The sequence below is a fragment of the Candidatus Chryseopegocella kryptomonas genome, assembly GCF_001536065.1.
Classification (GTDB): Bacteria; Bacteroidota; Ignavibacteria; order Kryptoniales; family Kryptoniaceae; genus Kryptonium; species Kryptonium kryptomonas.
Genome location: NZ_CZVW01000034.1, coordinates 1 through 12,106, shown reverse-complemented (window position 1 = coordinate 12,106; position 12,106 = coordinate 1). Strand labels below are relative to the sequence as shown.

Here is a 12,106-nt window from a genome sequence, read left to right as displayed (position 1 = left end):
CATATAACCGCCCTCACTCCACCGATAGATGTGTATAAAAAGGTCACAAAAGATACAATCGCAATAAAAACAATATAAATTTGTGTATCAGGCCAGTTTGCTAACTGGGCAGATGTTGAAATGATAATATCAAGAACTGGTTACACAGGTGAGCTTGGTTTTGAACTTTATTTTGATGCAAAACCTGAACTTTGTAGAAAAGTTTGGACTGCGGTTATGGAAGCTGGAAAAGAATTTGGGATTGCACCAGTTGGGCTTGGAGCAAGAGACACATTGCGGACGGAGATGGGTTATATGCTTTACGGAAATGACATTGATCAAACGACAAATCCACTTGAAGCAGGGCTTGATTGGATTGTTAAGTTTGATAAAGGTGATTTTATCGGAAAGGAAAGTTTGTTGTAGGTGAAAAATGAAGGTTTGAAAAAAAAACTTGTTGGATTTACAGTTGATGACAAAGTTCCACCAAGACACGGATATGAAATTTACAAAAACGGTGGAAAGATTGGATATGTCACGAGCGGGACATTCTCGCCAATCCTTGAAAAAGGAATTGGGCTTGGATATGTTGATATTAGATTTTCAAATCCTGGTGAAAAAATTAACATAAATGCAAGGGGTAAAGAACTTGTTGCAACAATTGTGAGCCTTCCTTTCGTTCCAAATAGAGCAAGGTAAAACAAAATTTGGTTGAGTTGATGAATATAGATTTATACTTTACACCACTTCAAATTCAGGACGAATTATCTTTGCAAAATAAAACAGTTATAGTTGTTGATGTTTTGAGGGCTTCAACGACGATAGCAACTGCTTTAAAAAACGGAGCAAGGGTTATCATTCCAACTGCATCTGTTGAGAATGCGGTTAAATATGCTTCCACGCTTGAACCAGATTCGTTTCTTCTGTGTGGTGAAAGAGGTGGAAAAATCATTGATGGATTTCATCTTGGAAATTCTCCACTTGAATACACTGAGGAAAAAGTTAAAGGTAAAACTTTAATTTATGCCAGCACAAATGGTTCGGTTGCAATTACGAAAACTAAATACGCAAAGCATTCAATTATAGCTGGATTTGTTAACATTTCAGAAGTTGTTAATTTTGTAAAGGGAAATAGCGATGATGTTTTGATACTTTGCTCTGGGAAGTTAAATCGTTTTTGTATTGAGGATGCGGTTTGTGGTGGTATGATAGCGTTTCTTTTAACAAAGGGTAAATCAAGAAAGCGATTTAATTTGAGTGACTCTGTTAATGCAGGGATTAAACTTTATAAATCATACGGGAAAAATCTTTTGAAGATGCTTCGTGAAAGCGAACATGGAAAATTTTTAATTGAGCTTGGTTTTGAAGATGATTTGAAAATTGCAAGCGAAGTTGATTCAATCCCGATTCTTCCAGTTTATTCTGATGGAGTTATAAAAGCGTTGAGATAAAGAAGCGGGGGTTTGATGCCCCTGTTTTATTTTAAACCAACAAAAAAATTAAAATGAGACACAAAATAGCAATTGCCCAAATTGATTGCGTTCTTGGGGATTTAAAAAGAAACATTGAAAAACACATTAATTACATTCAGCAAGCCATCAAAGAAAAAGCAGAACTTATCCTGTTTCCTGAATTAAGTTTAACAGGTTATACATTGCGAGACCTAAACATTGATGTTGCTGTAAATCCTTTCAAGTCAAATGTTTTTGATGAGTTTAAAAAGTTAAGTAAGGAAATAATCATAATTGCAGGTGGCGTTGAAGAGGGAGAAAATTACGGGATTTATAATTCAGCGTTTGTTTTTGAAGATGGAGATATAAAACACATTCACAGAAAAATTTATCCGCCGACTTATGGAATGTTTGAAGAGATGAGATATTTTTCAAATGGTGATTCAGTTCGTGCGTTCAATACAAAGATAGGGAGAATTGGGGTTTTGATTTGTGAAGATTTATGGCATATTTCACTTCCGTATTTGCTGGCTATTGATGGTGCTGTCGTCATTGCTGGGCTTGCTGCAAGTCCGACGAGATTTGCTGGTGAATCGGATGAATTAACAAATTACAAGGTAAATTCAGAACATCACAGAACATATGCACGGCTTTTGAGCGTTTATCTTCTTTTTAGCAATCGTGTTGGTTATGAAGATGGTGTTAATTTTTGGGGTGGCTCGGAGATAGTAAATCCAGATGGGGAAGTAGTTGCATTGGCTAAATTTTTTGAAGAGGATTTAATTTTTGGTGAAATTGATTACAATGCGATAAAAAGAGCAAGGCAATTTTCAAGACATTTTATAGATGAAAATCCGCATTTTGTGGAGAGGGAATTGAGAAGGATTTTAAAATAAAAATGGGGGCGTTAAGCCCCCAATTTGATTTTATGTTCCAGCGCTATAATCTTTGATATACGCTTTTTGCTCTTTTGTTAACTTATCAATTTTAATTCCCATTGTTTTAAGTTTAAGTTCTGCTATTTCTTCGTCCTGTTCTGGTGGTATATCGTATACTTTCGGTTCAAGTTTTTTGCCTTTCTTGAACATTTCAACGAGTCGCAATTGAGCCATAAATTGATTTGCAAATGACATATCCATAACCTCGGACGGGTGACCTTCCGCTGCTACTAAATTAACAAGTCGTCCCTTCGCAAGGACAAAGATTCTTCTTCCGTCTTTCAGCAGATATTCCTCAACATGGTTTCTTATCTCTTTTATGCTTTTTGCCATCTTTTTTAATTGGACGAGATTTATCTCAACATCGTAATGTCCAGTATTACAAACGATAGCGCCATCTTTCATAACTTTGAAATGCTCTTCTGTTATAACATCTTTCACGCCGGTTGCGGTTATAAAAATGTCCCCAATTTTAGCAGCTTCTTTCATCGGCATTACTGTAAATCCATCAAGAACAGCTTTTAAAGCAGCGATTGGTCTTACTTCCGTAACTATTACATTAGCACCCAGACCTCTTGCTCTCATTGCAACACCTTTACCGCAATGACCATAGCCGGCAACGACGACTGTTTTACCCGCAATCAATACGCTTGTTGCCCTTAAAATTCCGTCAAGCGTTGATTGTCCTGTTCCATAGACATTATCAAAGTCCCATTTTGTCTCTGCGTCATTAACTGCAATTATCGGATATTTCAAAGCGCCAGCTTCAGCCATTGCTCTTAATCTCTTTACACCTGTTGTTGTTTCTTCTGTTCCACCAATTATATCAGGTATAAGTTCAGGATGTTTGCTGTGGATTGTAAAGATTAAATCAGCTCCATCGTCAAGAGTTAAATTTGGTTTTATATGAAGTGTTTGTTCAATTGCCCAATAGAATTCATCAACGCTCATTCCATTCCATGCGAAAATTGAAATTCCTTGTTTTGCGAGTGCAGCTGCTATTGTGTCCTGCGTTGAGAGTGGATTGCAACCGCTCCAGCTGACCTCGGCACCACATTCAACGAATGTTTTTATCAATACAGCAGTTTCTTTTGTCACATGGAGGCATCCTGCAATTCTAAATCCTTTGAAAGGTTTAGTTTTGCTGTATTTTTCTCTTAAAGCCATTAAGACAGGCATTCTACTTTCAGCCCAGCGAATTTGCTTAAAGCCCTCTTCAGCAAGATTTAAGTCCCTAACTTTATAAACGCCTTTTAATTCATCCATTTAAAAATGTTCTCCATTTTTGTTTTTGATTTTATTTTAAAAGTTCTTTAAACATTGGAACATAGTCAAGTTTTTCCCAAGTGAATTCTGGTTCATTTCGCCCGAAATGTCCATATACAGCGGTTTTTCTGTAAATTGGGCGTTGGAGTTTTAATCTATTTATTATCCCTTTGGGAGAAAGATCAAGATTTTTCAAGATAAAGTCAGCAATTATATCGTCTGGGACTTTCCCAGTTCCTTTTGTATCAACATAAATTGCAACGGGGTCAGGAACTCCGATTGCATACGCAACCTGAATGAGACATTCATCTGCAAGTCCAGCTGCGACGATATTTTTTGCTATGTGTCGCATCTCATAAGCTGCGCTTCTGTCAACTTTTGTCGGGTCTTTGCCTGAGAAACAACCGCCACCGTGCGGAGCTCTTCCTCCGTATGTATCAACTATTATCTTTCTGCCTGTTAAGCCTGTGTCTCCGTGCGGACCTCCGATTACAAATGAACCAGTTGGGTTAATGTGATATTTTGTCTTTTTATCAAGATATTCTTCGGGTATAACTTCTTTAATCACAAATTCTTTCAAGTCCTGTGCAATATCTTTCGGTGTTAATTTCTTCCCTTTATATCTTTCGTCGTGTTGAACCGAAAAAACAATCGTGTCAACTCTGACAGGTTTTCCAGTGTTGTCATATTCAATTGTAACTTGGCATTTTCCATCTGGTCTGAGGTATGGCATAAAATCAGTTTTCTTTCTAACATAAGCAAGCCGTTTCATAAGTTTGTGTGCAAACATTATCGGCATTGGCATAAGCTCTGGGGTTTCTTTACAGGCATAACCAAACATCATCCCTTGATCACCTGCGCCACCTTTGTCAACCCCCTTTGCAATATCTGGAGATTGAGATTTTACTGTGACTATCACGCCACAAGACCGATAATCAAATTGATATTCTGATTTGTCGTAGCCGATGTCTTTTATAACTTGTCTTGCAAGCGTATCAAAATCAATTTTTGCTCTGACTTCTTCCGGGGCTTTAATTTCACCACCTATGACGACAAGTCCTGTCGTCACGAATACCTCACAAGCGACCCTTGACTCTGGATAATAGCTCAAGAAGGCATCAAGAACAGCATCTGAGATTTGGTCGCAGATTTTATCCGGATGTCCTTCGGCAACAGATTCAGAGGTGAATAGCTTTCCCATTTATCCTCCTGTTTTAGTTTAAGTTTTAGTTTTTCAGTAAAATTCAATTTCGGATGAATCGCCAATGTTAATTTTTTTATAATCGCCTTTAACAACAGCATCAGTTCCAACAATTGACGAATCAAGCAATGCATTGTAAATTTTTGCGCAATCCCCAATTATTGAATTTCGTATTATTGATGATGAAATTTCTGCTCCATCGGAAATCGTCGTATATGGACCGATGATTGAGTTTTCAATTTTACTTGTTGGAGAAATGTAAACGGGTGGAATAATTAACACATTTTCAAACTTGCCGAGCTTTGTCAATTTCATCCCATTTCTTTCAAGCAAGAATTTGTTTGTTTCAAGCAGTGTCTCTGGTTTTCCGCAATCATACCAGCCGTCAATTTCAAATACAGTTATCTTTTCTCCCTTATTGACCATCAATTGCAATGCGTCTGTAAGTTGATATTCGCCCTTTGTTTTGATATCGCTTTTTACAATTTCTTCAAGCGACTCTTTCAAAAGTTTTGGATTTTTTATAAGATAAATTCCTACAATTGCGAGATTGCTTTCGGGTTGAGATGGCTTCTCAACGAGTTTTTTTGCAAAATTATCTCCATCAAGGATCACAACCCCAAATCTTCGTGGGTCTTCAACCTGTTTAACTCCAATTGTTGTGAACTTACTTTTCAAAAATTTTGAAAGATCAAAATCAAAAATTGTATCGCCAAGAATTATCAAAATTTCATCTTCATTTTCAAACTCATCTCTTGCAGTGTAAATTGCATGCCCAAGCCCAAGTGGTTCTTCTTGATTTATGAAGTTAAAGTTAACATCTGGATAATTTGCCAACGCATAACTTTTTATTTTATCACCAAGATAACCGACGACCAAAGAGATATTTTTGATGGAATTTTCAACAAGTTTGTCAAGTATATGTCCAAGTATCGGTTTTCCTGCGACATTTAACAAAACTTTCGGTTGAGTATAAGTATGTGGTCGCAATCTCGTTCCTACACCTGCAACAGGTATAACTGCCTTCATTGTAAAGGACCCTTTTGTTTTATTTACCGCTTTAATATAAAAAATCAATTTGTGATTTTCAATTATTGCAAGCTCTTTTTGACGAAGTTGACAATTTCATCTATGTCATCAATTATTTTTACGAAGCTGATGGCGTTTTCTCTTAACTCGTATTTTAATTGTTTTGACATTGCTTCAAAAATTGGAGACCAGAACTTAACAGCGACAAATGGTTTCGGCTCAATCAAAGCTTTATTCATCAATTCCCACACAAGCGAAAATTCAACAAGCGTCCCAGTCCCACCTCGCAAAACAATATATGCATCACCTTTGCTTATTAAAATTTTCAATCGCTCAAATAAATCTTTTGCTTTAATTTCTTCATCAATCCATTTGTTCGGGACGCTTTGAAATGTCAAGACCGTTACGCCAATGGTTTTTGCGCCGGCTTCTTTTGCACCTCTTGCTGTTGCTTCCATTGTTCCACCATAGCCACCATTACAAATTGTGAAGCCAAGTTTTCCAAGTTCGTATCCAAGTTTTCGTGCAAATTCGTATTCTGGTTCTCCTTCAATCGGTTTTGAACTTCCGAAAATTGTTATGGTTTTTCCGCTCATATTTTTGATTTTTATTTTTTCAAAAGATAAATGAAAAATGGTGCACCAAAAAGAGCAGTGATTGAGCCAACGGGCAATTCTGCGGGATATAAAACGACTCTTGAAACTATATCTGCAATCATAAGAATTACAGCGCCTGTGAAAAACGAAGTCGGTATCAAAATTCTGTAATCAACACCAAAAATTTTGCGACATATATGCGGGACGACAAGCCCGACAAAGCCAATTATTCCAGTAATTGAAACAATTATCGCTGTTAAAATTGAAGCAATGAAATAAAAAATTTTTTTCGTTAACTCCGCATCAATCCCAAGCTGTGTTGCAATTTCTTCGCCAGTTGCAATTAAATTAAGCCGATATGAGTGGGCAAAAGAAAACAATGTTAAGATTAAAACAGAAACAGCAACGAGGATTGATTGCTTTAAATTTGCATTTGAGAGGTTCCCGAGCATCCAGAAAATGAAATTTTTTATTGATTCATTTGAAAGCGTTATGATGATTAAAATTAAAGCAGAGAAGAAAGCCCCAATCATTATCCCAGTTAAAAGCATTGTATTTATATCAAGAATTCCTTTCCTTTTTCCAAGCACATAAACAAGAATTGTTACAAGGATTGAACCAAGCATTGAAGATAGCGGGGTTGCGATTGAGAATGAACCAATTAACACAATTGAAACTACAGCGCCAAATGCAGAGCCACTTGAAATTCCAAGTATATACGGCTCTGCCAGAGGATTTCTTATCATTGCCTGTAAAATTGCGCCAGCAACTGCAAGCCCGCCACCTGCGAAAACAGCAGTTAAAGCTCTTGGGATGCGAATTTGAAAAATTATTGCTTTTTGAATTTCATCAACTTTTGATGTTAAGATGTTAAGCAAAATTTCAAAGTCAAATTTTAAACCTGATTCAGAGTTTCCAATTGAGATTGAGAAAAGAAAAACAAGAATAAGAAGTGGGAAAAGTGTGAGGATGTATAGAAGTAGTTTTGCTTTTTTCAATTTGCAAAATCAATTTAGTTTTCGGTTCCGAAAATTCTATCTCCAGCGTCTCCGAGTCCTGGGAGAATAAAACCTTTTTGATTTAATTGTCTATCAAGGACTGCAATGTAAATTTGGACATCGGGATGTTCATTTGTTAATTTGTTTATTCCTTCTGGTGCAGCGATTAAACTCACGACTTTAATTTTCTTTGCTCCCCTTTCTTTTAGATATGAAACAGCAGCGCATACACTCCCGCCGGTTGCAAGCATCGGGTCAAGTATTATGACGACGCTTTTGTCAAGGTTTTTTGGAAATTTAAAATAGTAATCAACGGGTTTTAATGTTTCTTCATCTCGGTATAAACCAATGTGCCCAACTCTTGCTTCTGGCAAAATTTCAAGAAATGCGTCAACCATTCCAAGCCCTGCTCTCAAAATTGGAACGAGAACGATCTCATCTTTTAACTCATGCCCTTCTGTCACTTCAAGAGGTGTTTCAACTTCTTTCGTTGTAGTTGCAAGGTCTTTGGTAACTTCAAATGCCATAAGCGAAGTTAATCTTTTTAAAATGCTTCTGAAAAGTGAACTTGGTGTATTCTTGTCCCGAAGATATGTTAAGTCCCTTTTGATAAGCGGATGATTGATTATAAGAAGATTGTTTCCCATCTGTGTTTGTGATTTTTATTTTAAATTAAAAATTTACATTTGAAAATGCAATTTTATCTCAATGAAGTTGAATGTTAAAACTGAATTAAGTATATTTCAAATGAAGTTCGCATTTTTAAGCACTTTAAAAACTAACCTTTGGAGGCACTATGAGAGAAGTTGTAATAGCAAGTGCATGTCGCACGCCAATTGGCTCATTCAACGGAGTGTTAAGTCCACTACCAGCACCTAAACTTGGGGCAATCGTAATTGAAGAAGCTCTTAAAAGAGCCAATGTTCCGAAAGAACTTGTTGATGAAGTTATAATGGGTTGTGTTTTAACAGCGGGAGTTGGTCAGGCGCCAGCCCGTCAAGCAGCGATTTTTGCAGGTCTGCCGACAAAGGTTGAATGTATGACGATTAACAAGGTCTGTGGCTCGGGTTTGAAAGCAGTTATGCTTGCAACGCAGGCAATTAAACTTGGTGATGCCGATATAATCGTTGCTGGTGGAATGGAGAGCATGTCAAATGCACCTTATCTTCTTGACAAAGCGAGAACTGGATACAGGATGGGTCATGCTCAAATTATTGATTCAATGATAAAAGATGGATTGTGGGATGTTTATAACGATTTTCATATGGGAAACGCAGGAGAATTATGTGCTAAGGAATGCGGAATTTCAAGAGAAGAGCAGGATGAGTTTGCTGTGTTAAGTTATAAAAGAGCACTTGAAGCAATTGAGAAAGGTTATTTCAAAGAAGAAATTGTCCCAGTTCCGGTGCCACAACCCAAAGGTGAGACAATTTTAGTTACGGAAGATGAAGAGCCGAAAAAAGTAATTTTTGAGAAAATTCCGAAGCTTAAACCTGCATTTGACCCCAATGGCACGATTACCCCGGCAAACGCATCAAAAATAAATGACGGCGCTTCCGCACTCGTTCTTATGTCAAAGGAAAAGGCTGAGGAACTCGGAATAAAGCCACTTGCAAGAATTGTCGCATATACTTCAGCTGCGAAAGACCCGGCATGGTTTACAACCGCACCTGTTGATGCGATTGAAAAAGTTTTGAGAAAGGCAAATATGAAAAAAGAAGATATTGATCTTTTTGAAGTGAATGAAGCATTTGCAGTTGTTGCGCTTGCGACATCAAAACTTGGTGGAATACCGATTGAAAAAATGAATATACACGGTGGAGCGGTCGCACTTGGACATCCAATTGGAGCAAGCGGTGCAAGGATCTTAACAACTCTTCTTTATGCTATGAAAAGGAAAGAAGCAAGGTTCGGACTCGCAGCAATATGCATCGGCGGTGGTGAAGCAAGTGCTGTTATAGTTGAAAGAATTTAACTTTAAAATTTATGACGAGAAGAAAAACAAGAAAAATACCTTTGACAAAGGAAGAAGCAATCGCAGAAGCGAAAAGATTTCTCAAGAACGCAAAGGAAATTTTGTCCCGAGCTGATGTAAAATATGGAAAAATTTACGAGGATACGAAAATTGTGCGTGAAGCTGCTGGAATTGCTTATCTTGCTGCACTTAAAGCAATAGATGGATATTTACTTGGCAAAGGAACTGAGCCGGAGAAACTTCCAATTTCAATTAATGAGTATTTCAAAGCGGTGTCAAAAATCCCAAGAAACGGGAAATTACTTGCTAATCTGCGCGTGGTTTATGAAAATCTTCACATCTTTGCGTATTATCGTGGTGGCGTGAGCGTGGATATGATAAAAGCTGGCATTAAGAGTGTTGAGGAGATAATAAAAATGCTTGAGTAAAAAATTAAAAACAAAAAATAGGGAGCACATAACTATGGAGATCAAAAAAGTTACAGTCGTTGGGGCAGGGACAATGGGAAGTGGAATTGCGCATGTTCTTTCACAGAATGGTTATCTTGTTAATTTGATTGATATTAACAAAAGCGTCCTTGAGAAAGCGATAAATGTCATAAGGCAAAATATGGATAGGCAGATTAAAAAGGGATTGATGACAGAGGAAGAGAAAGAGCAGGCGATCGCAAGAATTAACACTTTAACTTCGCTTGAAAGTGGCGCAAAAGATGCTGACTTTGTGATTGAAGCTGCAACTGAAAATGTGAAAATTAAAAAAGATATTTTCAAATCGCTTGATCTTGTCTGCAAGCCGGAGACAATTCTTGCAACGAACACATCTTCAATTTCAATTACAGAGATTGCATCTGCGACAAATCGCCCAGATAAAGTTATTGGAATGCATTTCTTTAATCCTGTTCCAGTAATGAAACTCGTTGAGATAATTCGCGGGCATGATACTTCTGATGAAACATTTAGGATAACGAAAGAGCTTGCTGAAAAACTTGGAAAAACAACTGTTGAAGTAAAAGATTATCCTGGTTTTGTTTCAAATCGCATTTTGATGCCAATGATAAATGAGGCGATATATTGTTTAATGGAAGGAGTTGCATCAGCGGAAGACATTGATACGGTTATGAAGCTTGGTATGAATCATCCGATGGGTCCGCTTGCTTTGGCTGATTTAATTGGGCTTGATGTGTGTCTTTCAATTATGAATGTTTTGTATGAAGGTTTTGGCGATCCCAAATATAGACCTTGTCCATTGCTGAAAAAAATGGTCGCAGCTGGATACCTTGGAAGAAAAACAGGAAAAGGTTTTTACGATTATACTCAACAACAAAATAACAAGGCAGGGCAATGAACTTTCAGTTTACAGAAGAACAATTAATGATTAAGGAGACCGCAAGAAAATTTGCGGTTGAAGAACTGGCGCCACGAGCGTCAGAAAGAGATGAAAAAGAAGAATTCCCACACGAAGAAATTAAAAAACTTGCTGAACTTGGATTTATGGGAATGATGGTTTCTGAAAATTATGGTGGTGCTGGGCTTGACACGATAAGCTATGTTCTTGCAATGGAAGAAATTTCAAAAGTTGACGCATCTGTTGGAGTTATAATGTCTGTAAATAATTCGCTTGTTTGTTGGCCAATTGAGACATATGGGACAGAGGAACAGAAATTAAAGTATTTACCGCGACTTGCCCGCGGTGAATTGCTTGGCGCTTTTTGTCTTTCAGAGCCAGAGGCTGGAAGCGATGCATCAAATCAGAGGACAACCGCAGTAAGAGATGGTGATTTTTATATTTTGAATGGGACGAAAAATTTTATCACGAATGGAGTGTATGCAAACATCTTGATTGTTTTTGCTCAAACCGACAGGGAAAAGGGTTCAAAAGGTATTTCTGCATTTATAGTTGAAAAAGATTTTCAAGGCGTAATCGTTACAAAAAAGGAGAAAAAACTCGGGATAAGAAGTTCAGACACGGCTCAAATTGTTTTTGAAGATTGTAAAGTTCCAGTTGTTAATCGGCTTGGTGAAGAAGGAATGGGATTTAAAATTGCGATGACGACTTTAAATGGTGGAAGGATTGGAATAGCAGCTCAGGCGCTTGGCATCGCACAGGCGTCGCTTGAAGCGTCAATAAAATATGCAAAGGAGAGAAAAACTTTCGGTAAGTTTCTGGCTGAGCATCAAGCAATTCAATTTAAAATTGCTGATATGGCGACGAAAATTGAAGCAGCCAGATTGTTAACTTTGCTTGCAGCGTGGAAAAAGGATCGTGGTGGAAAATATGTTAAGGAAGCGTCAATGGCAAAATTACTTGCTTCACAAGTTGCTGTTGAATGTGCCCTTGAAGCAGTTCAAATCCACGGTGGTTATGGGTATATTAAAGATTTTCCTGTAGAAAGATATCTTCGTGATTCTAAAATAACCGAGATATACGAGGGGACATCAGAGATTCAAAGGATAATCATAGCAAGGGAATTGCTTGAGATGAAAGTTTGATATGAACTCACCCCCGTCCTTACGGACACCTACTCTCTTTTTGATTAGAATAACTCACCCCCTAACCCCCTCTCTATGTGATAGAGAGGGGGAAAGGGGGTGAGTAAGAAAACTCACCCCCGTCCTTACGGACGCCCCCTCTCTACGAAGTAGAGAGGGGGGAGGGGGGTGAGTAGGACAACTC

The 12,106-nt window shown here is 37.7% G+C and carries 14 protein-coding genes; 8 read left to right on the top strand and 6 right to left on the bottom strand.

The genetic code is table 11. The features are described from left to right. The first annotated feature begins 78 nt into the window (after positions 1 to 78). Genes AWW83_RS10075 through AWW83_RS09405 form a run of 4 tightly spaced genes read left to right on the top strand, consistent with a single transcriptional unit; the run spans position 79 to position 2,326 of the window. The gene (locus AWW83_RS10075; RefSeq protein WP_268761466.1) at positions 79 to 405 is read left to right on the top strand and encodes a hypothetical protein; all 327 of its coding nucleotides are present in this window, start codon (positions 79 to 81) and stop codon (positions 403 to 405) included. Between the two features lie 15 nt (positions 406 to 420). Continuing rightward, entirely contained in the window at positions 421 to 678 is a 258-nt protein-coding gene (locus AWW83_RS10070) for a glycine cleavage T C-terminal barrel domain-containing protein (protein ID WP_234697299.1), read from the top strand. 20 nt (positions 679 to 698) lie between these two features. Then, positions 699 to 1,430, top strand: coding sequence for a 2-phosphosulfolactate phosphatase (locus AWW83_RS09410; RefSeq protein WP_092351119.1), 732 nt, complete (start codon positions 699 to 701; stop codon positions 1,428 to 1,430). A 53-nt stretch (positions 1,431 to 1,483) separates the two neighbouring features. Beyond that, positions 1,484 to 2,326: a nitrilase-related carbon-nitrogen hydrolase gene (locus AWW83_RS09405; RefSeq protein WP_092351118.1), complete on the top strand. Its 843-nt coding sequence runs from the start codon at positions 1,484 to 1,486 to the stop codon at positions 2,324 to 2,326. A gap of 30 nt (positions 2,327 to 2,356) precedes the next feature. On the opposite strand, the gene ahcY is transcribed toward AWW83_RS09405, so the two are convergent. The 6 genes from ahcY to upp all read right to left on the bottom strand — a co-directional run bounded on the left by ahcY (position 2,357) and on the right by upp (position 8,105). Then, a complete protein-coding gene (ahcY, locus tag AWW83_RS09400; protein WP_092351117.1) occupies positions 2,357 to 3,634 on the bottom strand; it encodes an adenosylhomocysteinase in 1,278 nt (425 codons plus the stop codon). Positions 3,635 to 3,665: 31 nt separating this feature from the next. Beyond that, the gene (gene metK, locus AWW83_RS09395; RefSeq protein ID WP_092351116.1) at positions 3,666 to 4,835 is read right to left on the bottom strand and encodes a methionine adenosyltransferase; all 1,170 of its coding nucleotides are present in this window, start codon (positions 4,833 to 4,835) and stop codon (positions 3,666 to 3,668) included. Positions 4,836 to 4,868: 33 nt separating this feature from the next. Continuing rightward, positions 4,869 to 5,864, bottom strand: a complete 996-nt coding sequence (locus tag AWW83_RS09390) for a sugar nucleotidyltransferase (protein WP_092351115.1) — start codon at positions 5,862 to 5,864, stop codon at positions 4,869 to 4,871. A 62-nt stretch (positions 5,865 to 5,926) separates the two neighbouring features. Continuing rightward, positions 5,927 to 6,460 (bottom strand): LOG family protein, encoded by a 534-nt coding sequence (locus AWW83_RS09385; RefSeq protein WP_092351114.1) that lies wholly within the window; start codon positions 6,458 to 6,460, stop codon positions 5,927 to 5,929. Positions 6,461 to 6,471: 11 nt separating this feature from the next. Further along, positions 6,472 to 7,458: a FecCD family ABC transporter permease gene (locus tag AWW83_RS09380; RefSeq protein WP_092351113.1), complete on the bottom strand. Its 987-nt coding sequence runs from the start codon at positions 7,456 to 7,458 to the stop codon at positions 6,472 to 6,474. Between the two features lie 14 nt (positions 7,459 to 7,472). Further along, entirely contained in the window at positions 7,473 to 8,105 is a 633-nt protein-coding gene (gene upp / locus AWW83_RS09375; protein ID WP_092351112.1) for a uracil phosphoribosyltransferase, read from the bottom strand. Between the two features lie 149 nt (positions 8,106 to 8,254). Between upp and AWW83_RS09370 the strand changes: the two genes are divergently transcribed. Genes AWW83_RS09370 through AWW83_RS09355 form a run of 4 tightly spaced genes read left to right on the top strand, consistent with a single transcriptional unit; the run spans position 8,255 to position 11,922 of the window. After that, the gene (locus AWW83_RS09370; RefSeq protein WP_092351111.1) at positions 8,255 to 9,433 is read left to right on the top strand and encodes a thiolase family protein; all 1,179 of its coding nucleotides are present in this window, start codon (positions 8,255 to 8,257) and stop codon (positions 9,431 to 9,433) included. A gap of 11 nt (positions 9,434 to 9,444) precedes the next feature. Next, positions 9,445 to 9,861 (top strand): DUF5618 family protein, encoded by a 417-nt coding sequence (locus AWW83_RS09365; protein ID WP_092351110.1) that lies wholly within the window; start codon positions 9,445 to 9,447, stop codon positions 9,859 to 9,861. Positions 9,862 to 9,895: 34 nt separating this feature from the next. Beyond that, positions 9,896 to 10,777, top strand: a complete 882-nt coding sequence (locus AWW83_RS09360; protein WP_420021895.1) for a 3-hydroxybutyryl-CoA dehydrogenase — start codon at positions 9,896 to 9,898, stop codon at positions 10,775 to 10,777. Further along, the gene (locus tag AWW83_RS09355) at positions 10,774 to 11,922 is read left to right on the top strand and encodes an acyl-CoA dehydrogenase (protein WP_092351109.1); all 1,149 of its coding nucleotides are present in this window, start codon (positions 10,774 to 10,776) and stop codon (positions 11,920 to 11,922) included. The genes AWW83_RS09360 and AWW83_RS09355 overlap by 4 nt, the downstream gene beginning before the upstream one ends. Positions 11,923 to 12,106: the final 184 nt, after the last annotated feature.